Genomic DNA, 22,807 nt, shown 5'->3' on the forward strand with positions numbered 1-22,807 from the left:
ATTTTTACATTCGGGAGCATTTTTATCAGGTGCGCGGAGGGGAGGAGAGGGAGCCGGAAAGCTGCGCCTGGTCCCGGAGCAGGATGTCCAGGGTTTCCGGGGTTACGGGGGGTTGTCCGGGTTCTTCAGGTTCGATGCGGAGGAGAAGATTTTTTTCACTTTCTCCGGGACGCAGGCGGAGCCACTGGGGAGGGCTTTCCCTGGCGATCACCGTGTGGCCGAGGATGCGTTGGGGGATGCCTTCGGGGGTTTCCAGCCAGACGCGCAAGATACGGGGAGTCGTTCCGGTGTAGCGGGTATTTGGCGACACACCGATCCAGCCGGTGGAAGGAGGGGGCGGGGGGTCGATCCCGATCCGCCAGCGTCCGTTGTCCCGCGGAGCCTGCCGGAGAGAGGAGGGCTTTTCCGGAATGGCGGGATCAATGCGCAGAACGAGGTTGGACATTGCGGGGACTTCGAGCGTCACGGTGTTGTCAGGGGCGAGGACTCCGAAAGCGGTGATTGCGCCATGGGCGCGGTGACTGACTTCCTCCACATACCAGGGGGCGGCGGGGGGAAAGCTCCAGCCTTCGAGCCGCAGGCGAAGGCGGCGCTGTGTCGGGTTGGTGTTGGCAACGAGCACACGGCCCTGGCCGGTGTGCGGTTCGCGGGCGGCAAGGAGTGAGAGGTTTTCAGGAAGCGCGTCGGGAGCGGGGACTTTTGTGAGGTCGAGTCCGCCGGCGAAGGCGCGGGTGTAGAGGCGGGCGGCTTCGGCTCCCTTGGTGGAGCGGAGGATGGGTTGGAGAGGGGAATTCTGGTCGATGACGTGGGTACCGTTTTTCTTGATTTGTCCGTCGGGCATGTTGGCGCTCTGGGTGAAACGGAAAACGTAGAGTTCTTTCAGGCCGATGCGGGTGTAGGCGGCGGCGATGGCACCAAAGGCTGCATAATAAGCGGGGGTGTCGAGGGTGTCGGCGGTTTTAAGGAAGGCGGCGGCGGTGCTGACGTTCATCTCGGAAATGATGAGCGGGGGAATGCCCTGAGGGCGGTCGGCACGCATGGCGGTGAGGACGCGGGCGGCTTGCCGGTCGATGGTGCGGGGGTCGCGGGTGTAAATCTGAAAGGCATACTGATCGAAGAGGGGCCGGCGGGGGAGGCTGCGCCCGGGGTAATCGTCGTCGATGGCGGCAAGGGTGAACTGGCCCCAGCCACGCGCGGCATCGCGGGTGTCGGGGCGTCCGGAGCGGGGGAGATAAACGTCGAGGCCGGCGGTGACCGGGGCGGAAATAAGGGGAACGAGGTGGCGGTCGTAAAGGCGGTTGACGTCGTCGATGGCGGCGCGAACGGCGTCGGAACCGAGCTGGACGAGAGTCAGGAATTGTTCCTGGGTGATCGGTTGGGACTCGCGGTGATCGGGTTCGTTGAAGAGCTGGAAGCGGCGAATATCGTAGTGGCGGGCGAGGTAAAAGGCATTGAGGTAGATACCGCGCCAGTAGGCATGACGGGAGATCCAGTCGGGGGTGCCGTCGGGGTGGTTGAGGGGAAAGCGGCCTCCGGCGAGCGCGTTGCGGGCGCCAATGGTGAGGGGGCAGAGGATATCGACGCCGAGGCGACGAAATTCGGAGAGGGAATAACAGTCGCCTGTCATGCCTGAACGGCCGCCGCCGAAGATCTGCGCGATGCGGGCCTCGTGGGCAGGCCAGTCGGCAGCATCGGGTGCGAGCGGGTCGCGGCGGAGTCGGGCGCGGGCGTGTTCAAAGGCGGCGAGGGTGTTCTGGAGGTTCTCGTCCGGGGAGTTGGCGGGGGGCCGGAGGGGATCATCGGGCCAGGCGGCGAGGGGCCACCAGAAGCGGGCGGCAGTCATGCCGCTGTATTCGATCCAGTCGGACGCATTGCTCCCGGGGATGTTTTGGCTGGTGTTGTAACCGATGTGTTGAGGCGTGCGCCCGATGACGGCAGCGGGAAGCGTGATGTCGTGCGCGACCGGGGAGGCAGGCGCGAGCGTGGCGGCGACGAGGGCAAAGAGGATGGGGACTATCTTCATTGCAGGGCGTGAAGGGTGAGGCGGCGAAGCCAGCCGTCGAAGTGGTATTCGGGGCCGGAAGCCGTGCCGATCTGGATGCGGGCGTCGGAGGGAAGGGGGGGCGGGGTTTCGATCAGGGTGTCGAGCTTGCCGTCGAGATGGAGGGTGCAGTGCCGGCCATCGAATGTGATGCGCGCGATGTAGTCCCGGCCGGGTTCGATGCGGGTGCGGCTGGCGAGAGTTTTGATGACGGGGCCGGAGTCGGAGGCGGTGTTGATTTCGAGGATGAGCTGGCCGCGTTTGTTGAGGAGAAGGCGGAAGCCGTCTTTTTTGTAATTAAATTTTTGATACAGACCGGCGAGCGAGTTGCCGGGCCGGGTGGCCGCGGCGAAGGCGAGTTCCAGGGCAAAAGGGAGGCCATCGGACGGGATGATGTCGGGGCAGGCCGGGGAGTTGAGGGAGGCACCGCCCTGGAAGCGGAGCGCGGGGCGGTTGTCGTGAGTCTCGGGCACGGGCGCGGTTTTGGCGGGACGGAGGGCGGGGGCGTTTTTGACGAGATTGGGGATGGCCCCCTTGGCATCGGGTTGGGTGAAATCCCAGCCGCCAAGGAGCGGGTCCTGGGCGGCGGGGAGCGGCCTGGTGACGGCCGACGGCATCACAGGAGAGGGCGTGGCGGTGGTTTTGGGGATGACGGCGGGAGCGCCGGCGCCGGCGCGAGTGCCGCCAGTGATGGCGAGGAGCACGAACTGGGTGGGGCCGAGGGCGGCCTGGATGTCGAGGGTGCGGATTTCTTTATCCGGATGGGGGTTGGTCCAGGCGGTGCTGTAAATGCCGACGGGAGAGTGAAGGAGATTGCGGCCGGTCCAGGCGATGCGGGAGTTGGGGACGGCGGCAGGCGTCCACCAGTCGGAGGTTTCGAGGCCGTAGCGGATGGGGAGGGTGACGGTGATGGCGTCGGCGTAGTGAACGGTGATGCGGGCGACGTCCTGGTGGACTTTGGGGGAGGCCCAGGAGGCGGCGTGAAGGAGCCAGAGGGTGTCGGCGCGGCGGGCGACGGGGACGGCGCGGGCGGCGTCGGGAAGGCGGGTGCCGTGGTCGGTGCCGCGAAGGCTGACGATGGCGCGGCCGGAGTTGCGGGCGGGGTCGATGAGGCGGAAGGGTTGGCCTGCGAAGTCCATGCGGGTGGGAAAAACTTCGGCTTCGACTTCCATACCGGTGTCGAGGCCGCCTTCGCGTCCAGTGTGGTTGATGAGGAAGAAGCGCATGTCGTTGTCTCCCTGGTCGGTCCAGCCGCCGATGCCGTCGTCGGCGATACGGTCGTGGTAGCCCATGTTGGCGTGGGCGGAGAGATCGACAAAGAAGTGATCGTAGCGGGGAGCGTCGCGGCGGGGGGCGGCACGGGCTCCCTGGTTGATGGCAAGAGAGCTGACGATGCGGGTGACTTTGTCGCTTTCGAAGGCAAGGGCGTCTTCCCAGCGGAGGTTGTCAAAAAGAAGGGTGCCGGAACCGACCGGGATTTTGACAAGGAGGGCCGGGGTAATGAGAGGAACGGCTGTGGTATTGTCGGATGAAATACGAAGCGCGGGACCGCCAAGGGGGGCGGTGGATTGCGCCCCTTGGCTGAGGCGGCCGAGGTTGATTTTGGCCCAGAAGAAGTCGAAGGTGGACAAATTGTCGATGAGCGGATCTTCGGTCTGACGCGCGGCGGTTTTTATGTGTTTGGGGTAATCTTCGAGCTCAGGTTTGAAGGGGAAGAGAGGGGCCACGGCTGAAAGAGTTTCGCGGGTGTATCCGTGAATCCAGACGTGACCACCGGAGGTCAGGTGATTACGGATGGAGGCAAGCTGGGTTTCCGAGGGCGCGAAACCGTCGGCGAGGAGGAGAGGGCCGCCCGCGGGCGCGGCCAGGTCAAAAGCGGTGGTGAAGTCGATGTCGGCGGCTCGAAGAGCTGCGGGGATCTTTGAACTGGTGGACGCGAGGAGCCGAAGCGGGGCGGAGGGGCGGGGATGGTGTTCCAGCGCAGAGCGGATGAGGGATGCGAGTATCCGGCCGGCGAGCGGTTCGTCGTCGATACGATCCACCAGGTTGAGTTGCGAGAGGATGAAGAGACCCTGGCCGTGAGGAACCTCCAGGAGCGGAGACCAGAGAAGGCCGAATTGCCCGCCCGTATCGAGCATTACGCGGTAATCGCCGGTGGAAGGTTTCTGAAAGGTTTTTCGGGAGACAAGGTGATCGGGTCGCCACCAGGAAAGTTGGCGGGGATCGAGACCGGCGAGGGCAGGGTGAGCATGGGTGCGTGGCCAGGCACGGGTGGAGACATGGGCGGCATCAGGGGCGGGAAGCCAGGGCAGGGCGGAGGCAAGCGGAGACTGCGCATCTTGCCGGAGAACGAGAACGGAGCCGCCAGCGGCGGCGAAATCGGCGATAATCTGTTGTTCTGCAGGGGAAGGCAGGGTGTCGTTGCCGATGACGAGGAGGCGGATGCCGGCGATCGTCTGCGGAGCGAGGGTCTTGCCATGCGGGGGCGTCCAGCCGAGCTTGCCCATGGCGGCAGCCGTGTCACCGGATGTATCGAGCAGGAAAATGGCAGGAGTTGAGGGAGCGGATCTGGCAAAGGAGGCAAGCGTGGCCCGCGGCATGATGAAGACCGTTTCCTCGAACTGGTCGAGGGGCTGATTGCGATCACTGCGGACGTGGGCGAGCTGGACCGTGAGAAGGGCTTGCACCGCGGGAGTGTTTCCGGAGCTGTCTGCGAAGGGAAGAGAAGGAACAGGTATCGGGATATCAAGCACGTTGCGCTCGCCGGACGCGGCTTGTGCGGGGATGGTTTCGCTCCACAGGATACGTTCGCCGATTTTCAGTGTGCAGAGGAGGTGCATGCGCTCCCAGGCGGTGCGGCTGTCGTTGAAGACAACGACTTTGCGAGTCTGCGTTTTCCCGGCGAAGAAGTTGGGAAAGTATTCGAGGGGACGCACGGCAACGGGCTTCAGGGTGCGGGAGCGGTCGCCGATCCACGGGTTAAGACCGGCGACGCCCTGGACGCGGTAGGCGTCGGTGATCATCTGGAGCGGCGCGGCAAAGGCTTCGCGGAGACGTCCGCCGCGCTCGCGCTCGGTCCAGTCGAAAACGGTTTCTCCCATGTAACTGGACTTGCTTTCGGCGTCGCCGGTGAGGTGCCAGTATTCGCCGATGACGAGAGGGCGGTCCCATTCGAAACGGGCGCGCCAGGCGGTGTTCTCACCGGTCTGGCGGAGCCAGTAGAGGTCGTTGGGGAAGACGAAGCCGCTGTGCGGATAGCGTTCGCGCAGGGAATTCCCGACGGAGGACTCCGGATAGTGGATGTTGATGACAGGGAGGCGTCCGCCCCAGCTGACTTCGGCGTCGCCCTGGAAGGGACGGGTGGGATCGGCTTCAGTGGCGGCGGCGATGAGCTTTTCGGCGATAGCCATGCTGTCGGGATCGGTGGAGCCCCAGAGGGATTCGTTGGTCAGGCTCCACATGATGACCGAGGGGCGGTTGCGGTGGAGACGGATGAGGCTCCGGGTGTAGTCCAGGACATTGGGGAGCCAGAGGTCGGTGTGTTCGCGGGAGTATTTTCCGGACATGTTGACCCAGGCGGACTCGGGAATGGCCATGATCCCGAGTTCGTCGCAGAGATCGAGGACTGCCGTATTGTTGAGCCCGTGATGGAGACGGATGGCGTTGAAAGGACGGCCGGCAGTGGAGCGGAGTTCGTCGAGGATGCGCGGAGTGGCCCCGAGGGCCATGTTGTAGAGCGTGCTGTCGCGGAGCAGAACGGTACGAATGCCGTTCAGGTAAAAATCGCGCCCGCGGATTTCAAACTCACGGCAACCGAAACGGACGGTGTCGCGATCGATTTCGCGTGTCGGTGTTTCCGTATCGGTTATCCGGATGCGTGCATGGTAGAGAGCCGGAGTATCGGGGCTCCAGAGGACGGGCGCGATCCAGTCGCGGGAGAGCGTGACGGTTTTTGTCTCGCCGGGTTTGAGGGTGAGACGACGGGCCGGGAGATCGGTTTGCGGACGGTTGTTTCTGTCAACGACGAGGCCGTCGATATCGAGGGTTGCGGGGGCGCGGGTTTCATTGACAAGAGTGGTTTCGAATTCGATGCGGCGCTCTTTGACGAATGTTTTGACAAAGATATCGTCGATGCGGATGGCGGGGAGTATCCGGAGTTCGACGCGTCCCCAGATGCCGCTTGGCGCGCCGGCGGTGGGAGCAACGAAGGTGCGGGTGGCGAGGTCCACCAGTCCTTCCTGGGCGGCGAGGCCGACGAGGAGGCGGTTTTCGGCGCCATCGGCCTTGAGGAGGTCGGTGATGTCATAGCGGAGCGGAACGAGCCCCTGCACGGAGGAACCGAGGCGAACACCGTTGAGCCATGTTTCCGTCTTGTGGGAGATGCCGTGAAAGACGAGGTGGACACGTTTTCCGGGAGGGAGTTTTCCGGGGTAAGTGAAGCGGCGTTCGAACCAGCCGGCGATGCCTGTCTTGCGAATCCACTGGCCGTCTTTGGTGAGGATGCGGTCGATGAAGGTGTGATAAGGGCTCTGGACAGCGGGGCCGTTGAGAACGCGGGTGCGTCCGGGGATTTTTTGCGGAGACCAGCCCGTTTCGGGGGGAGGGTAATGTAACTCAAGGCCGGATACGGGTTGTGCGCGCCATTCGCCTGCCAGGTCGAGCGTGGCGCGTTCGCCGTCATGCAGAATGGCCGGGGCGGGGAGTGATTGCCCGGCGACAAAGGTTCCCTGCAAGGCCAGGAGCGAAACCAGAATGAACACGGCACGGATACGGGAAAACATGTGGGCGGCGAGTAATACGAAGGGCATGAGGAGTATGGCAAATACCGGTTAATTCATCGTCGAATTGAATCAAGCGAAAAATACATGTTCACCAAAAATCAGGGGAAGCGGCTGACGGCTATTGCAGGCGGAGAGCCGGGAGGAGTGAAGAACGCCAGAGGCCGGATGCCGTCTCCACCGAGACGTCGGGAATGAGACGGCTGGCGAAGACTTGCGAGGGGAGGCTGCTGATGGCCTTGTCCTCGACAAGGCGCACCGCCATCCCTGCCGCCGCGCGAGCCATCGCGTAAAAGGGAATATCCATCGTGGGCATGGCGACCGGGGCTTCGCGCGAAAAGTCTCCGTTATAGCCAGCCACGACAAGCTGGTCGGGGACGCGGATATCCAGCCGGTAAAGAATGCGAATGAGCCGGAGGGCGCTGAGATCGTCGGGACAAAAGATGGCATCGATCCCGGGCTTCGTTTGCAGCCAGCTTTCGACTTTGGGTTCCCATCCGGCTCCGAAATCGAGAATTGCCGGTTTGAGACCCCGGGCTGCCAGGGCCTGCGTGCAGCCCGATTGACGATCGTTGAGACTGTAGTGCATGGAATCGTCGTTGCCCCGGAGAAAGGCGATGCGACGGAGTCCCTTGTCGAGGAGATGCGTGGTCAGTTCGGCTGCGCCTCGTATGTCATCCACATAGACGGAATTGGTCGCGCGCTTTTCGTTGAGATAAACAACGGGCAGTCCGCTGGCGTCGATGGCCTCGGCGTAGGCGGGGGGCAAATTGCCCTGATGGACGACCACGAGGGCGTCGAGGTGGGATTGCCTGAAAACGATCGGGAGGGCGCTTTTGTTATTGGTCAGGTCGGCGGGTATTTTGACCAGAACTACGTGATACCCGTGTTCGGAGGCGGCATCGAAAACGCCGGCCTCGGCCCCGAGCCGGGGGTAATGGACGACGCTGCGACTGGCCTCGAAGTAGCCGATGTTGAAGAAGCGTCCGTAGCGCATGGCGCGGGCGCTGGTATCGACGCGATAGCCGCGTTTTGAAGCGAGTTTTTGCACGCGTTCGAGCGTGGCGGGGCTGAGCTTGACGTTGCTTTCGCGGGGATTGAGCGCTTGGGAAACAGCGCGGTCGCTGAGGCCGAGTTCACGGGCGAGGTCGCGAATGGAAACTTTTTTGCGAGGTGTCTTCAAAACGGGATGGCTTACCACGACTTGTTACGGCGGACGATGCCTATGTCAGGAATTTTTTGCAGAACCGTTGCCATCTCCCGAATGCCGTTGCCTGACCGCTTTCCGGATGAGGGCAGAGGGATTCGTTTCCTCCATCTGGTGGCCCGGAGAGATTGGATGCGAAGGGGGAGACGAGGTCGTTCAGGAAGCTGCCGGAGGCATTCGGAAACACGATAAGGTGTTTCGAGGGTGAAAATGCACGGGCAGAGCGGGGAGTGATCCCGCCGGTATCAGATGGAGATGATGCCGGCGGATGCCATGAGCGAACAAATCGATCGGATCATGCGTATCCATGATGCGCGCCGAATGTGCTGGCGGAGGGTGAATGGAGGAGAAAATGCCTCAGCGGACGATGGTTTCGATGGTGAGAAGATGGGCTTGTCCTGATGCGAGCACCACAGGGCCGAAAGCATGGGGGTCGTTGAGGACGGGGGCCTGGGCCATGTAGTCGATTTTGGTGCCTGCGCCCGGGCAAAGACAGCCACGACAGGTGTGGAAAATATCGAGGTCGTCGGTGATGTAGGCAAGAAGCCCGCGCATGCCTCTTTCAAAACGGGTACGATGGGCGTTTGTCTCCGGCGTATCGGGGAGGGCGAGCAGGCCGGCCTCCAGTCCGGAGCCGAGGGCGTAGAGCAGAAGCGCGGAGCCGGAAGTCTCGACGTAGGATGTCGGCTCGGTCATCTCCTGGTGCCAGAGGCCGTCGATATCCTGAGCGCGGGCGCAGGCTTCGACGTGATCGCGATAAAGGGCGAGCGACTCGGCCTTGCGGGGATGAAAATCAGGCAGGTGGCGGGCGAGTTCGATGAGGGCAAACGCTCCCCAGCCGTTGCCGCGGCTCCAGTGATCTTCGGAAATACTGCCCGGTCCGGTGAAATTGCGGCCTTGGTGGAGGAGTCCATTGTCGGGATTGCGGAAGAGGCGGACCATCTTCGCGGTCTGCTGGAAGGATTCTTCGACGTAGCGGTCGTCGCCCAGGGCGAGGCCGGCGAAGAGCAGGAAGGGTCCGACGGCGAAGGCGACGTCGATCCAGGCCAGACCTTTGGCGGCGTCACGCGGACGCGTAAGAATACCGTCGGGGTCGCGCGGGGCATGATTGAGGATTTCCTCGGCGTAGCGGCGGACGGCATCGCGGACTTCGGGCAGGTATCCGCGCCAGAGAAGGTAGGCCGACGCCGCGCCGCCACAGAGATAGTTGGGAAAATTGGTCCGGAAACGGAGTTCTCCCCGGATGAAGGGCATGAGCCATTCGCGAATTTGCGCCCTGATCGCAGGGTCACCGGTACCGGTCGCGAGGCGGGCCATGCCATAAAGGGTGACAATGCCTTCGTAGCGTTCGAAATTGCCACAGATGGTGAGGTGTTTGCGGGCGGCTCCGAGGGCGAGATCGAGGGATCGGATGGATCGCATCGGAGCGAGGTCAGTCCTGTCGCGAGGAGAGCCGCAGCCTGAGCTGGGCTTCGTAGAGATCGGGCGGATCGGGGACCGCTCCGGGGTTTTCGATGCGACACCGGGCGAGGTCTCCGGTCGGGGTTTCCTCCGGGCGGGCATCGGTGACGATGGCGGCGCCCTGAAGGCCGACGATGGCGCCCTGGGGCATGAGGTTGGCCCAGCCGATCATGTAGTTGCGGTTGTTGGTGACCTTGATGTTCCAGTTCACGAAACGCGCTCCCATCGGAGGACCGCCGACGCCGCCGTGGTTGCCGTCGTTGTTGAGCGTGATCCGGGTGCGGATGTTGTCATAGGGGAAATTGCGGTGCGTATCGAACGTGCCATGACTCATGGTGCCGTGCGACCAGACGTTGCCCGCGGAGAAGTGTTCGGCGTTGAGGCCGTGCATGGGGGTGGTTTCGATCGCGAAATCCTGAAAGAGGATGTCGAAGCTGCGGGTGCGGCAGGTGGTGGCGTGGTGATGTTTGCTCAGGGCGGGGCGGCTCGCCTTGAGCGTGAAGCCGGTCAGGGTGACACATTTGGAGGCCGCGGTGCCGGGGCCGTTGTCGGCGTCGATGAGGGTGACGTTGCGCAGCCAGCAATGGATGGCGGCGTTGAACCAGGGGGCGTTCCAGCCTTCGTCCACGTTGTGCAAGGCGGGCGTCCAGACGCGTTCGCGGGCGTAGCTGAGCGTGAGATTTTCGATGCCGCTTTCACGGATGACGGGGCCGAGCAGGCTGACCTGGGGCTGCCATTCGGAGCGCACGTCGGAGCGGAGGGGCTGGCGAAGGGTGAGACGGGAGCCATCGATGGCGGCGACTTCCACGACCCATTGCAGGTGCACGGCGCGCTGGTAGCCGGCGTGGGTTTTTTGCGCCCAGTCATAGGCGTCGGCCCACGGGCCATCGCCGCAGAGGTTTTTTATGAGCGTGGGGTTTTGCGGGCGGGTGTCGTTCTGGCGCAGGATGATGAAGTCGCCAGGGCGAAGGGCGTCGGCGGGAGGTGGCGTTGCGAGGACAAGCGTGCGGTCGCCGCGGCGGGCGGGGGCAGACACGGCGCCGAGCGAGGGGCCGGCGTCCCAGCCTTCGGTGAGGCGTTGGGTCGTCCAGGTAGCTTTGCTCGCGGGCGTGAACCAGACGAGCCCGCCGGACCAGGACCAGCGCGAGGGCAGGCGGCGGTCGGGGGGAGCGCCGGCGATTCTGATTTTACCGTCGCGAAAGGCAGTGGAAAGGGGGCGGGTAAAGTGAATGCGCGTGGCATCGCGGGACTGGCCGCGGAGGACCGTCCTGTCGGTGTTGACGAAGAGGACACCGCTGACGTTGTAGGTGCCGTCGGGAAACCAGATGACGCCGCCGCGGGCCGGATCGACGGAGGCCAGCGCGGCGCGGATGGCTGCGGTGTCGTCGGCGGAGCCATCGCCCCTGGCCCCGTGGTCGCGGACGTTGATCAGCGGTCCATCCGGCGAGGGGATGGGCTTTTCGCCGTACTGATAGCCGGCCCAGGAGCAGTTCGGGATGTTGGGATGGGTGTCGGGCGAGGCTGCGTATTCATCCCACAATGACGCCCGGAGCGGAGTGCCGGCGACGTGAAGAAGCATGGCGGCAAGGACGATGTTGCGGACGAGGACGGCGGTGGCGGGACGCATGGCGGGAGTCGGAATGAGCGGCTGGGCCGCCGGTTCAGGGTCTGGAGGCCGGGGTCCGGAGTTTGCCCGGGGTCGGGAGTGTGTGGCGACGGATGAGAGCGGCCGCTGCGAAGACGAGCAATCCGGAGATGGCGGCAATGGTCGCGGGTTCGGGGACTGCGGTTGTATGGACGACAGACACGTCGTTCAGGGTGTACTGCACGGTGCCGCTGGCGAGGCCAATGGCGATGGTGTCGAAGGTTGAAACGATGCTGGCGGTGTCGCTGCCTGTCGCCGTGTAGTCGAAGGCGTTGCCGTCCTTGTCGATACCGGTAATGCGGGCGCTGATGAGGAGATTGCCCGCGTCTTCGGGATGAAGGGAAAGGGTGAACGTGTAGGTCTGGTTGGTGGTGAGAACGATGGACGTGCCGGCGGTGTTGGCGTTGGTGGAGGAAATGGGGGTGGTGAGATTGCCGCCATCATTGATGATGAGGGTATTGCTGGCTGAAGTGCGGCGTTCGTTGAGGACAAGCTGGGTGCTTCCGGTGTTGAAGCGGGCGGTGGCGCGATAGCCGGTATAGGAGATGAAACCGTCGGCGCCCAGATTGCTGCCTGCCTTGTTGCCGTTGGTGCCATGGTCGTCGACGTTGACGTGGCCATTGGCTCCCGCGTTGTACAGGCCGAGCCGGAAGAAATTGCCGCTGGCCACGTCGGTATCTCCGCTGACGTTGAATTTCACGGTGACGGAGAGCGTCTCGCCCACGCCGACAGTCGCGGGGTCGAAATAGGAAACGGCATGGACGCTGGCCGCGTTGAGCGTGAGGCCGGTGTTTTGTGTCCAGGAGAGGGTGGGGGTGTCGCCGGTGACGGCGCCCGAGGAGTACCATCCGGTGCGGGTGGCCGCGCTGAAATCGTCAGCAAAGACGGGGGTTGTCTGCGCCATCGCGTGGCAGACAAGTGCGGGAAGGGTTGCCAGGAGAATGGCGGATACGGTAGTTGTTTTATGGATATTCATTGTGATGGTGAACCGGGATGATGGCCGGGCGGAGGTGTGAGGACATGCGGCAGCCGGAAGGGCAGGTCAGTACCTGCCGGTGCTGCCGGAAAAAAGAGGACCGGGCCGTGAATCAGTAGCTGACCGAGAAGTTACGCTGTTTGAGGGTGCCTTTGGCGTACGTCTTGACGGAGCCGTCGGCATGAACGGCGTTGAGTTTGCCGTTGTGACGGAAGCGGAAGTAACCGTCGTTGTTGACACCGTCGGCATCGTTGCCGTCGGGGAGAATGTCGTCGGCATTGTTCACGGAGTGAGGAGGACGGCCCATCCAGGCAGGGCCGGTCTCAAGGTCCTGAAGGCGGATGTGGGCGGTGCCGGTGGTACGCTGGCTGGCGTCCATGTAGAGAATGGTCTCGGAGGGCCGGGTCACCTGTTCCGGGGAGATGCGGACGGGGTAGGTGCTGAGGCTGACATGAAGGAAGGGGTTGGCGCTATAGGTGCGAGTGATTTCGCTCGTGGAGGGACGGATGGTGCGGGAGGGGCATTCGTCGATGGCGGTGCCTTTATCCTGGAGGCTGCCGAGCGTGACCTTGGGATTGAGGTAGGGAGCGAGTTCCCTGGTCAGCATGGGGATGTTGCCGGAGGGATAGACACGATTGTCGGTAAGGTAGAGTGCAATGGCGACGCCTGTCTGCCGGAGGTTGCTCTTGCACCGTGCGCTGTTGGCGGATTCGCGAACCTTGCCGACAGTGGGAAGAATGATGGCGGCAAGGATGCCGATGATGGCAATGACGGTGAGAAGCTCGATCAGGGTGAAGGCGGCGCCGGGACGGGGCAGAATCGGTTTGGTGACAGGTTTCATGGGATAGGGCGGAAAGGAAGGCTGCTGGTTTCGGGTGGTGGAGAAACGACCGCGTCGGTACACGGCGAATTGACTGTGGAAAGCATGTGATGAACGAGTCGGAAACTTGCAATTTCCCCGATACTCATCACGAAGAGTACGACGTTGTTTTCACCGTCATTCTTTTCGTTATGCCCAACCAACGCGCCATCGCCGCCGCGCTCGGCGTGCATCAGACCACGGTATCGCTCGCCCTGCGCGGCGATCCGTCGATCCCGGAAGAAACGCGGCGACGCGTGGAGCAGGCGGCGGTGCGGCTCGGCTACCGGCCCAATGCCTGGGTGACCTCGCTTATGGCCCACATCCGTTCGGGCCGGGTGGCTTCGAATCGCGGCTGCATCGCGATCCTGCTGGATGCCCGTGACGAGGCTGACGCTTTCCCCAACGAAACCTACCGGCAGCAATACGAGGGCATGGTGGCGCGCGCGGAGGCGACGGGTTTCCGCATGGAGTGCTTTTACCTCCAGGCCAGAGGCATGGATGCCGGCAAGATCGACCGGATCCTGACCGCGCGAGGCATCAACGGACTGGTGCTGGCCGCACCGAAACGGAGCGCGGGCGAGGTGGCGATGAACTGGGCGCGCTATGCCTGCGCCTCGGTCGCGCACTCGTGGGAAACCCCCGACGTGCACCGGGTTTCCACCGATCATCAACAGAATGTGAACATCGTTTTCCGGGAACTGCTCCATCGCGGCTATCGGCGGATCGGCATCGCGCTGGCGCCCGAGGCCGGGACGGTGCGGTCGTTCTGGCTGGCGCAGTTGTTGTTGTGGCAGCACCACCGGCCGGCGGAGGACCGGGTGCCGATTTATCCGGCAGTGCCGCACTTGCCGAGGCCGGACCGGTTCCGGGCGTGGTACCGGAAGTGGAAGCCGGACGCGCTGGTGTGCCTTCTGGGAGAGGAACAACCGCTGGTGGAAGCGGCGGGGCTGCGCGTGCCGGAAGACATCGCCATGGTGTGCCTGAACCGGCCGTCGCGTAGCCGGTTTTCGGGTACGGAGGAAAATCACCGTGTCATCGGGGCCAATGTCGTCGATCTGGTGGCGGGCCAGATCCTGAAAAACGAATACGGCCTGCCGGAGCATCCGACCAAGGTTCTGGTCAAGGGCACATGGGTGGAAGGCGAGACGATCCGGGCGAAAGCGGGCAGGGGAAAGCGGGCATGACATCAAAAAGCTGGCGCGGCCGGCAGCGCGGGTCGTATTCGTTGGCCATCGTTTGCCGACAGCCATGAACCGCCGCACCTCCCCTCCCGCCTCTGTCACTGCTGCGCCTGCGGTGCCGCGAACCATGGCCGAACTGGGAAAACTCGCCGGATGCAGTGCGATGACCGTATCGCTGGCCTTGCGAAACAGTCCGCGCGTCTCCGCCGCCACGCGCAGACGCATCCAGGCACTCGCAGCCAAACACGCGTATCGGCCCAATCCGCTGGTCGTGGCGTTCAACGCGCACCGGCGGCGTTCGCATCCGGCGTTTCAGGCGACGGTGGGATTTGTAACCTGTTTCGGCACGCGCGCGGGCTGGAAAACACAATTTCCCGCCTACCGGACCTTGCGAAACGGACTCGGAAAACGGGCCGAGGCGCTCGGCTACACGGTCGAGGAATTCTGGATACGGGACCCGGAGATGCCGGCCCGCCGGCTCCGGCAGATCATCGAGGCCCGGGGCGTGCGGGGTCTGGTGCTCGCGCCCCTGCCCGCCGACGGTTTCACGCTGCCCGCCTTCGACTGGTCGGACCTGGCGGTGGTGGCGACCGGCTACTCGATCCGGAAACCCGACTTTCACCGGGTCTCGCACGACTACTTCCATGGCATGATGCTGGCGCTGGAGCGTTGCCGGGCAAAAGGCTACCGGCGCATCGGCTTTTTTGTGGACCGGCGCGTCAACCGGGTGATCTACAATCTGTGGCTGGCGGCCTGGCTGGCCGAACAACGCACGACGGCCGGAGCGCCACGTCTCGAAGCCCTGCTGACAGAACCGGACACGCGGCCGGACCTGGCGGGATGGGCGCGCCGTGAGCGGCTGGACGCGGTGGTGGGGCTGGATGTCCGGGAGCTGGAAGCGCGCGGCATGACGCTGCCGCCGGGCGTGGCGCGGGTGGCGCTCAATGCCGACGAGGCGGGCGCCGGGCGACGGCAACCCGGCATCAGTCGCAATTTTGCCGGACTCGGGGCCGCTGCGATGGACCGGCTGGCGGGATTGTTGCATGCCAACGATTACGGCGTGCCGGCCTGTCCGCAGACCACGTTGATCGCAGGCACATGGATGGGCGACCGGTTCCTGCCGGAGCGGCGGCATTCCTGCCGCTGCTGACGACGCGAAGCGTCGCCCTGTTCGGGAAAGTCGGGGAAGGTTTGAGTAAACCGCGGTGCTCACCGGCAAAGGGCGAGGCGCGTTGCGCCTCGTCGCAGCGGCAGGAATGCCGCCGCTCCGTTACGTGACGGACGGGCACGTTTACTGTTAAAACAAACGGACCCTTGGCCGCTCCGGCATCCGGATGCTGAGTGCCAGCATCATGCAAACCCGACTTTCCTGTGCAGAACCTTCCCGGAGCATCCCGGTCGTTGCCGATGCGGATGTGATCGTTTGCGGCGGCGGACCCGCCGGCGTCGCCGCCGCTCTGAGCGCGGCGCGGAGCGGTGCCCGTGTCGTGCTGATCGAATTACAGGGATGCCTCGGTGGCGTATGGACCGCCGGGCTCCTCGGCTTCATCATCGACGGCAATGCGGAGACCGGCGTGATGGCGGACATCCTGCGGGGGATCACCGCATGGCAGGACGGGCGCGGCCCGCAATTCTGCGATCGCCCCGTCAGTGCAGAGCGCCCGCGACGCGGCGTTTCCTACAGTGCAGAGACCATGAAAGTCGCTCTGGAAGACCTTTGCGCCAGCGCGGGAGTGCGCGTGCGCCTGCACACGCGTGTGGTCACTGCGCTCAACGACGCGCAGGGACGACTCACCACCGTCATCACCGAATCGAAAAACGGACGTGAAGCCTGGCGCGCCCGCGTGTTTGTCGATTGCACCGGCGACGGCGATCTCGCGGCGCAGGCGGGTTGTGCGTTCGCCTTCGGGCGCGACGATCCGGAGCCTCGCACCGCCGGCCCCCGGACCGGACAAACCCAGGCGATGACGCTCATGGGACTCGTCACGGGTCCGGATTACGGGCAGGTGTCGCACTTTGTCACGGGAAGGGTTTTTGACAACGGGCAAGGCAAGGATGCCCTGGTGGCCGAATTCGGGCGCGCCGGTTTCGCGCTTTCCTACAGCCGCCCGACCCTCTTCCACATCCACGACCGGCTGTATGCGCTCATGGCCAACCACGCTTACGGATACTCCGGCATCGATGCTGACGATCTCACGGCGGCTACCCTTGCGTCCCGCGCCGAAGTTTTTTCTGCGGTGCGGGCCTTGCGACGGCTCGGCGGCGTGTGGGCTCACCTCGAGCTGGTGGCCACGGGCAACCATATCGGCGTTCGCGAAGGCCGGCGTATCGCCGGACTCATGACGGTGACACGTGAGGACCTGATCAATGGCGCGCGTTATCCGGACGCCGTCACGCATGTCACCTTTCCCGTCGACGTCCACGCAACGGCGCGCAGTCCGGGCAACGGGTCGCCGGGCGCGGCAGCCAACGGTTATTCCAACGAAGGTGTCCATGCCCGTCCCTACGACATTCCGTTCGGCGCGCTCGTGGCCCGAGATGTGGATGGCCTGCTGCTGGCCGGGCGTTGCATCAGCGGCGACTTCATTGCGCATGCGAGCTACCGTGTGACGGGTTATTCGGTCGAGCTGGGCGAAGCCGCCGGCCGCGCTGCGGCCTGGTGCGCACGCCGGGGAGTGTCGCCGCACAAGGTCGCCTGGCGACAGATTGTCGCGGAGGACGATCCGCCGGCGGGGAGCGGGAGTGCCTGACCGCGGGAAACGAGGGACCGCTCTTCGGGGTTGCTATCTTCCGGAGGACCTACTTGTCAGGACGGGAATTTCTTTTCCGTCCATGTCGTCACTCCTCCCTCCCTTTGCCCCGGTTCCGACACCTGCGCAGCTCGCTTGGCAGCGCACCGAAACCAATCTGTTCGTGCATATTTGCGTGAACACGTTTACCGGACGCGAGTGGGGCGACGGCTCCGAATCTCCGGCGATTTTTAATCCGACCCGGCTCGATTGCCGCCAGTGGGCGCGTGTCGCCCGCGAGGCGGGAATCAGGATCGGTATCCTGACGGCGAAACATCACGACGGTTTTTGCCTGTGGCCGACGGCGACGACGGACCACTCGGTAAAGACATCGCCGTGGAGGGGAGGGAAGGGCGATCTGGTGCGCGAATTTGTTGATGCCTTCCGGGCCGAGGGGCTGAAGGTCGGCTTGTATTTGTCGCCATGGGACCGTCACGAACCGTGCTATGGCGATTCGCCGCGCTACAACGACTTTTACTGCACGCAACTGACGGAGTTGCTGACCCACTACGGCGAGTTGCACGAGGTGTGGTTCGACGGCGCGTGCGCCGAGGGGCCGAACGGACGCAAACAGGAATACGACTGGAATCGGTTTTTCGCCTTGGTGAAAAAGCTGCAGCCGGGCGCGGTGACGTTTGGCGACGGCGGCACCGACGTGCGCTGGGTGGGCAACGAGCGCGGGTTTGCCAACGAAACGTGCTGGGCCACCGTCGATCCTCGGACGGTGCGGTTTCCGGGTGATTCGGGCATCAACCAGGCCAACGACGCGGCGGCGCGCGAGGAGCTGAAGCGGCATTTCGGCAGCGGCGACGCGCCCGATCCGGCAGGTCGCGAGCCGCGCGTATGGCGTCCGGCGGAGTGCGACGTATCGATCCGCCCCGGCTGGTTTTATCACGCGGAAGAGGACGACAAGGTGAGGTCGGTCGAGAATCTGGTGGACCTGTATTTCCGCAGCGTGGGTCGCAACGGCCTGCTGTTGCTCAACATTCCCCCGACGCGCGAAGGGTTGTTTCACGAGAACGACATCGCGGCGATCACCGGTATGCGGCGCGAACTGGACCGGATCTTTGCGAAGGACCTGGCACGCGCGGAGGGCGTTCGCGTGATGGCGGATAACGAACGCGCGAGCGGTCCCTGCGCGGTGGTGGAGTACCTGGCGGAGTCGGTCTGTGACGGAAATCCGGACACCTGCTGGGCCGCGCCGGAGGGCGTCACGAAGGCGGTGCTGGAGATGACATTCTCCGGCGGCAAAACCGGAGCGGAGGCGGAAGGCGTGACGGTCAGTGTACTCTGTTTCGAGGAGCCCGTGCAACACGGTCAGCGGATCGCGGCGTATCGCGTCGAGGCCGAGGTGGGCGGCACATGGACGGAAATCGCTCGCGGCACGACGATCGGGCGCAAGAAACTCGACCGGCTGGCGGCGCCGGTGAAGACGCGGCGGTTGCGGTTGACGATCGACGAGGCGCTCGCGCCGCCGGCGTTGTCGGCCTGGCGGGTGTATTGACGGAGCGGCGGCATTCCTGCCGCTGCCGTGAATCGACCGGACTCTCGTGAGCATCCCGCGGAATGTTTTACGGGACCGGAGCTTCGTCCGGCAAAAGCAGCGGCAGGAATGCCGCCGCTCCGGTCGCTCAGGCGGAGGCGGGTTGCAGGCAGGATTGGGCGAAGGCCTTGATATAACGGCGGAGGCTGGCGAGGGCGTTGCTGCGGTTGGCCGAGAGCGCCTGCGGGAGGCCGACTTCGGCGAGAAAATCCGGCTCGGTGGCGAGGATGTCGGCGGGCGTCTCGCCGTTGTAAAAATCGCACATGAGGGCGGCGATGCCTTTGGAAATCTGCGCGTCGGCATCCATATGGAAATAGCAGCGGCCGTCGCGCAGTTCGGGCTGGAGCCAGAGGCGCGAGATGCAGCCGGGGAGGAGCCGGTCGTCGGTGTGGTAGCGGGCGTCGAGCGCGGCATAGCGGCGGCCGAGCGTGAGGAGGTGGCGGAAGCGTTCCTCGTCGTCGGGCAGCAGCGTGAAGGTTTCGACCAGCGCGTCGCGTTTTTCGGAAAGTGTCATGGCGCAGAAACCGCAACTGTGGCGCAGGAGCGGGATTCTCGCCAGCGGAGTTTTCCCGAATTTTTGCGGGCGGCGCACTGGCGACCGGTGCGAACGGAGGCTGCAACGACGGGCGATGACCGCGCGGTCACCGGCCGGTGAGGCTGGCAATAATGAGGACGAAGGCGGCGATAACGATCGCCACCCCGACCATCAGCGCCGTGGCGATCAGCGGGGGATTGTAGTTGCGGTTTTCGGGAACAACACGGCGTCGGCGGCTGACCTTGGCCGGCTGGTGGTCAAGGTGAGGGGTGATGGGCGGCGGGAGAGGATCGGAAGAGGGCATGTTCAGGGCGTCCTGTCGCTCAGGGAGACAGGAGGGGAAGACGGGTTATCGCGAAAAGGCCGGCGTCCGCCAGAGACGGACGCCGGCTGCAGGTGCAGGATCAGGCAATGCAACGGGGACGAGCAGGAAAAGCGTCGCGCGAGCACAGCAAGGTGAACAGAAACCGGACGAGGGGCGGACGGAAGGGAGGCGATATCGGCTCCCGGAAACCCCTCAGCGGTGCGCGAGGGCGGTCTCCTCGCCTTCCGGAGCGGGGCCGGGACCGCCCGCACCGCGGCCCGGTTTGCCCGGGCCGCGCGGCGGCGGGGCGGGAAATTCGTCGGCGGTGAGCTGGCCGTCGCCGTTCTTGTCGAGCGCCTTGAGGACGGCCGAAGCGTTGGCGATCTCTTCGGCGGAGAGGACGCCGTCCTTGTCGGTATCGAAAAGGGCGAGGATCGGATTGACGCGCGGAGGCGGCGGACCGCCGGAATCGTCGCGAGGACGGTCGGGCTGGGCCAGGCAGGCGACGGAGGACAGGAGGGCGGCGGCGAGCGCGCAGGAAACAAGGCGGGTTCGGATTTTCACAGGTTTTGTGGTGGTTCGCCGGTACGATAGGCCCGCTCTGTAAGGGGATGATGTCGGAAGGCCGGAAATTTGTTAGCGGTGTGTAAATGCAGGGCGACGCTTCACGCCGTCCACGTCCACGGGCGGGAAGCCCGTGCCACTTCCCGGGCAGTCTTCCCTTCCCATGACACCGGCAAAATGCAGCGAGGCCGATCCGGCGGCCGTCTGCTTCAGGCGGCCGCCAGCCGTATTTCGGCGCGAAAACCGTGCGGGCTGCGGTTGGCGAACTGCACCGAACCCCGGCAGGCTTCGACGGCGCTTTTCACGATCGCCAGGCCGAGGCCGACCCCGCCGGTTTCGCGCGAGCGGGCAAATTCGGGACGGTAGAAGGGTTCGCCCAGCCGCGTGAGTGTGTCGGGAGCTACGCCGGGGCCATCGTCCTCGATCACGATGACGACGGAGGATCCGTCGCCGGATGACGCGCTTGCCTCCTCGGCGCGGGCGGACAGGGTGATCGGCCCGGGCGCATCGCCGGCATAGCGGAGGGCGTTGCGCACGAGGTTGCCGAGCGCGCGGGCGAGCAGTTCGGGATCGGCGCGGACGGCCAGGCCCGGGGAGACGGAGGCGGCCACCCGGTCTTCGGCGCCGGCGGCCTCGCGGGCGATCACCCGCGCGACGAGCGGCGCGAGTTCCATGGCGGCGAGGTCGACGTGGCGCGGCCGAAGGCCGGCGCGGGTGAGGGTGAGCAGTTCGTGGACGAGCGCGGACATCTGCTGGACTTCTTCCCGGACGTTGGCCACGGAGGGTTGCAGGTCCTCGCCGGCGCGTTCTTCGAGAATGCCGACCGCAAACTGCATGCGGCCGAGCGGCGAACCGAGCTCGTGGGCGATGTCGCCGAGGAAACGGCGTTGGCCGTTCACGAGATGATCGAGCTGGCCGGCCATGCGGTTGACGGCGCCGCCGAGCCGGCCGATCTCGTCGCCGCGGCGCTCGTCCACACGGGTGTCGAAATGGCCTTCGGCGATCCGTTCGGTGGCGCGCGTGAGCTGGCCCAGCGCACGCGTGATGCTGCGCACGAGCGGCAGCCAGAACAGCACGGAAAAACCGAGGGTGACCAAGGCGGTGAGAAGCCAGGGCTTGAAATCGAGCAGCAGCGCCGCGGAGCCGAGCGACGGGGCGCGCAGGAGCAGCACGGGGCCGGACGACAGAAACGGCGACCGCGCCTGGCCGGCGAGGCGCGGCAACCGGACGCCGATCCACCAGGCGGCGGGTTCGCCGGCACGGACGAGAAACCGTTCGCCGGATGTATCGCCGGGAGGGTGAGCGGTGGCGGCAGCGGGAGAAGCGGGGGCCGGATTCCCGTCCGGAAGCCTCGCGAAGGGTGTGGCGCCATCGGCGTCGGGAGCATTGGTGGCGGGATCGTCGCGCTTGTCCGCGCCGGTTTTCGGGGTGGCTGACCGCGTGCGGGATTCCGGTTGCATGCGCGGATCGTCGCCGGCGGGAAAACCGGGCCGGAGGAAAAACGGGACTTCGGAACCGGTTTCATCCGGAAAACGCCCGCCGGGCAGAAACCGGCGGCCGGGTGGCAACAGGAGCGGCGGTCCGCCGCGCAGGGCGACGACGCGGATGCGCACGTCGTCGGGCAGGGAGGTCTCCGGGCCGGCGAGTTGCCGGCCGGCGGGCGAAAAGAGGGAAAACTCGACGCCGTAAGCTTCGCTGAACTGCGCAAGCAGTGCGTCGTGCGAGGCGAGGGGTTCGTTGCGCAGCCGGGCGGTGATGACATCGGCCACGGCCTGCACGCGGTTGCCGGAGGAGCCGGCGACGAGGGCATCCCAGCGGAAGCCGGAGTGCGTCAGCAGGAAGGCGCCGGCGGCGGCGGCCAGCAACAGGAGGTTGAGGAGCAGCCAGAGCGAGACCTTGAGCGAGAGGGGAAAGGCGATGCGTTTCATGGGCGGAGGGGAAGTTTGGAATTTGAATTTTGGAATTTGAAGTTGGCAGTTTGTAGTTGGGTTCCGACCACCGATTCATGTCACCAATTTCCAAATACAAATTTCAAATTACAAACTTCCAGCTTCAAAATTCAAACTTCCGGCTACTCCGGCCTTGCCGGCTCCGGCTCCACGAGCATGTAGCCGGCGGAGCGGAGGGTACGGATGAAGCGCGGGTTGCGGGCGTCGTCGCCGAGCTTGCGGCGGAGCGAGGAAATGTGCACGTCGATGGAACGGTCGAAGGCGTCGAAGTGGCGTCCGCGGATTTCGTCGAGCAGGACTTCGCGGGTTTTCACGCGGCCGCGGGCGGAGGCGAGGCTCGCGAGCAGGTCGAATTCCACGGGCGTGAGCACGAGGGGTTCGTCGTCGAGCACGGCGATGCGGGCATCGAGGTTGATGCGCAGCGGGCCGACGACGCGCTCGGCCGGCGGCGGCTCCTCGGCCGGCGCGCGGACGGACCGGCGCAGGATGGCCCGCAGGCGGGCGAGCAGTTCGCGGGTGGAAAAGGTCTTGGGCACGTAGTCGTCGGCGCCGACCTCGAGGCCGACGATGCGGTCGGTCTCGTCGCCGCGCGCGGTCAGCATGAGGACGGGGATGTCGCATTTCTGGCGGATGCGCTTGAGCACGGCAAAACCGTCGAGCCCCGGCAGCATGACGTCGAGGAGGACGGCGTGCCAGGGAGCGTTGTCGGCCGTGGCCCGTTCGACGCCGGCGAGGCCGTCGTGCACGGCGGTGACATCAAAACCGAGCGGACGCAGGTAATCGGCCACGAGCAGGCAAAACTTGCGGTCGTCGTCGATGAGGAGGAGCCGGGTGCGGCCGCCATCGGGATCAAATTCTGTCATGAAAGGAGTCGGATGTGTCGCTGCACAATGCCGGATTCCGGGCCGGTGGCAGCTAACTTTACACGGGCTTGACACAAGGGTTTCGGCGGAAGCCGTTGGCCGGGGTCGG

At 64.9% G+C, this 22,807-nt stretch carries 16 protein-coding genes; 4 read left to right on the top strand and 12 right to left on the bottom strand.

Annotated elements, in window-relative coordinates; all coding sequences use genetic code 11:
* Positions 1–25 precede the first annotated feature (25 nt).
* From OPIT5_12585 to OPIT5_12615, 7 genes are all read right to left on the bottom strand, one after another.
* Positions 26–2,023: a hypothetical protein gene (locus OPIT5_12585; protein AHF94338.1), complete on the bottom strand. Its 1,998-nt coding sequence runs from the start codon at positions 2,021–2,023 to the stop codon at positions 26–28.
* Positions 2,020–6,849 carry a hypothetical protein gene (locus tag OPIT5_12590; GenBank protein AHF94339.1) on the bottom strand — a complete coding sequence of 1,610 codons (4,830 nt, stop codon included), beginning with the start codon at positions 6,847–6,849 and terminating at the stop codon, positions 2,020–2,022. The genes OPIT5_12585 and OPIT5_12590 overlap by 4 nt, the downstream gene beginning before the upstream one ends.
* A gap of 91 nt (positions 6,850–6,940) precedes the next feature.
* Positions 6,941–8,020, bottom strand: coding sequence for a hypothetical protein (locus tag OPIT5_12595; GenBank protein ID AHF94340.1), 1,080 nt, complete (start codon positions 8,018–8,020; stop codon positions 6,941–6,943).
* A gap of 363 nt (positions 8,021–8,383) precedes the next feature.
* Positions 8,384–9,448: a glucuronyl hydrolase gene (locus OPIT5_12600; protein AHF90921.1), complete on the bottom strand. Its 1,065-nt coding sequence runs from the start codon at positions 9,446–9,448 to the stop codon at positions 8,384–8,386.
* Positions 9,449–9,458: 10 nt separating this feature from the next.
* Positions 9,459–11,114 carry a hypothetical protein gene (locus OPIT5_12605; protein ID AHF90922.1) on the bottom strand — a complete coding sequence of 552 codons (1,656 nt, stop codon included), beginning with the start codon at positions 11,112–11,114 and terminating at the stop codon, positions 9,459–9,461.
* A gap of 34 nt (positions 11,115–11,148) precedes the next feature.
* Positions 11,149–12,108: an anchor protein gene (locus tag OPIT5_12610; protein ID AHF90923.1), complete on the bottom strand. Its 960-nt coding sequence runs from the start codon at positions 12,106–12,108 to the stop codon at positions 11,149–11,151.
* Positions 12,109–12,220: 112 nt separating this feature from the next.
* The gene (locus OPIT5_12615) at positions 12,221–12,949 is read right to left on the bottom strand and encodes an N-terminal cleavage protein (protein ID AHF90924.1); all 729 of its coding nucleotides are present in this window, start codon (positions 12,947–12,949) and stop codon (positions 12,221–12,223) included.
* Positions 12,950–13,119: 170 nt separating this feature from the next.
* Here OPIT5_12615 and OPIT5_12620 point away from each other — a divergent pair, with 170 nt between their 5' ends.
* The 4 genes from OPIT5_12620 (at position 13,120) to OPIT5_12635 (ending at position 18,444) form a co-directional block, all read left to right on the top strand.
* On the top strand, positions 13,120–14,154 hold the full coding sequence (locus OPIT5_12620; GenBank protein ID AHF90925.1) for a LacI family transcriptional regulator: 1,035 nt from the start codon (positions 13,120–13,122) through the stop codon (positions 14,152–14,154).
* Positions 14,155–14,278: 124 nt separating this feature from the next.
* On the top strand, positions 14,279–15,301 hold the full coding sequence (locus OPIT5_12625) for a LacI family transcriptional regulator (protein ID AHF90926.1): 1,023 nt from the start codon (positions 14,279–14,281) through the stop codon (positions 15,299–15,301).
* A gap of 178 nt (positions 15,302–15,479) precedes the next feature.
* Positions 15,480–16,901, top strand: a complete 1,422-nt coding sequence (locus OPIT5_12630) for a glucose-inhibited division protein A (GenBank protein AHF90927.1) — start codon at positions 15,480–15,482, stop codon at positions 16,899–16,901.
* Positions 16,902–16,983: 82 nt separating this feature from the next.
* Positions 16,984–18,444 (top strand): alpha-1,3/4-fucosidase, encoded by a 1,461-nt coding sequence (locus OPIT5_12635; protein ID AHF90928.1) that lies wholly within the window; start codon positions 16,984–16,986, stop codon positions 18,442–18,444.
* 127 nt (positions 18,445–18,571) lie between these two features.
* On the opposite strand, the gene OPIT5_12640 is transcribed toward OPIT5_12635, so the two are convergent.
* From OPIT5_12640 to OPIT5_12660, 5 genes are all read right to left on the bottom strand, one after another.
* The gene (locus OPIT5_12640; GenBank protein AHF90929.1) at positions 18,572–18,997 is read right to left on the bottom strand and encodes a Fe-S metabolism protein SufE; all 426 of its coding nucleotides are present in this window, start codon (positions 18,995–18,997) and stop codon (positions 18,572–18,574) included.
* A 127-nt stretch (positions 18,998–19,124) separates the two neighbouring features.
* Entirely contained in the window at positions 19,125–19,322 is a 198-nt protein-coding gene (locus OPIT5_12645) for a hypothetical protein (protein AHF90930.1), read from the bottom strand.
* Between the two features lie 213 nt (positions 19,323–19,535).
* Positions 19,536–19,886 carry a hypothetical protein gene (locus tag OPIT5_12650; protein ID AHF90931.1) on the bottom strand — a complete coding sequence of 117 codons (351 nt, stop codon included), beginning with the start codon at positions 19,884–19,886 and terminating at the stop codon, positions 19,536–19,538.
* Between the two features lie 209 nt (positions 19,887–20,095).
* On the bottom strand, positions 20,096–21,814 hold the full coding sequence (locus OPIT5_12655) for a molecular chaperone Hsp90 (protein ID AHF90932.1): 1,719 nt from the start codon (positions 21,812–21,814) through the stop codon (positions 20,096–20,098).
* Between the two features lie 143 nt (positions 21,815–21,957).
* Positions 21,958–22,698, bottom strand: coding sequence for a transcriptional regulator (locus tag OPIT5_12660; GenBank protein ID AHF90933.1), 741 nt, complete (start codon positions 22,696–22,698; stop codon positions 21,958–21,960).
* Between the last annotated feature and the right edge of the window lie 109 nt (positions 22,699–22,807).

Source organism: Opitutaceae bacterium TAV5 (assembly GCA_000242935.3).
Taxonomy (GTDB): Bacteria; Verrucomicrobiota; Verrucomicrobiia; order Opitutales; family Opitutaceae; genus Geminisphaera.

Coding starts and splice junctions, on each gene's coding strand:
- OPIT5_12615 (AHF90924.1), bottom strand. CDS start 12,949: ATGAAACCTGTCACCAAACCGATTCTGCCCCGTCCCGGCGCCGCCTTC.
- OPIT5_12635 (AHF90928.1), top strand. CDS start 16,984: ATGTCGTCACTCCTCCCTCCCTTTGCCCCGGTTCCGACACCTGCGCAG.
- OPIT5_12605 (AHF90922.1), bottom strand. CDS start 11,114: ATGCGTCCCGCCACCGCCGTCCTCGTCCGCAACATCGTCCTTGCCGCC.
- OPIT5_12660 (AHF90933.1), bottom strand. CDS start 22,698: ATGACAGAATTTGATCCCGATGGCGGCCGCACCCGGCTCCTCCTCATC.
- OPIT5_12600 (AHF90921.1), bottom strand. CDS start 9,448: ATGCGATCCATCCGATCCCTCGATCTCGCCCTCGGAGCCGCCCGCAAA.
- OPIT5_12590 (AHF94339.1), bottom strand. CDS start 6,849: ATGCCCTTCGTATTACTCGCCGCCCACATGTTTTCCCGTATCCGTGCC.
- OPIT5_12610 (AHF90923.1), bottom strand. CDS start 12,108: ATGAATATCCATAAAACAACTACCGTATCCGCCATTCTCCTGGCAACC.
- OPIT5_12640 (AHF90929.1), bottom strand. CDS start 18,997: ATGACACTTTCCGAAAAACGCGACGCGCTGGTCGAAACCTTCACGCTG.
- OPIT5_12655 (AHF90932.1), bottom strand. CDS start 21,814: ATGAAACGCATCGCCTTTCCCCTCTCGCTCAAGGTCTCGCTCTGGCTG.
- OPIT5_12625 (AHF90926.1), top strand. CDS start 14,279: ATGGCCGAACTGGGAAAACTCGCCGGATGCAGTGCGATGACCGTATCG.
- OPIT5_12620 (AHF90925.1), top strand. CDS start 13,120: ATGCCCAACCAACGCGCCATCGCCGCCGCGCTCGGCGTGCATCAGACC.
- OPIT5_12585 (AHF94338.1), bottom strand. CDS start 2,023: ATGAAGATAGTCCCCATCCTCTTTGCCCTCGTCGCCGCCACGCTCGCG.
- OPIT5_12645 (AHF90930.1), bottom strand. CDS start 19,322: ATGCCCTCTTCCGATCCTCTCCCGCCGCCCATCACCCCTCACCTTGAC.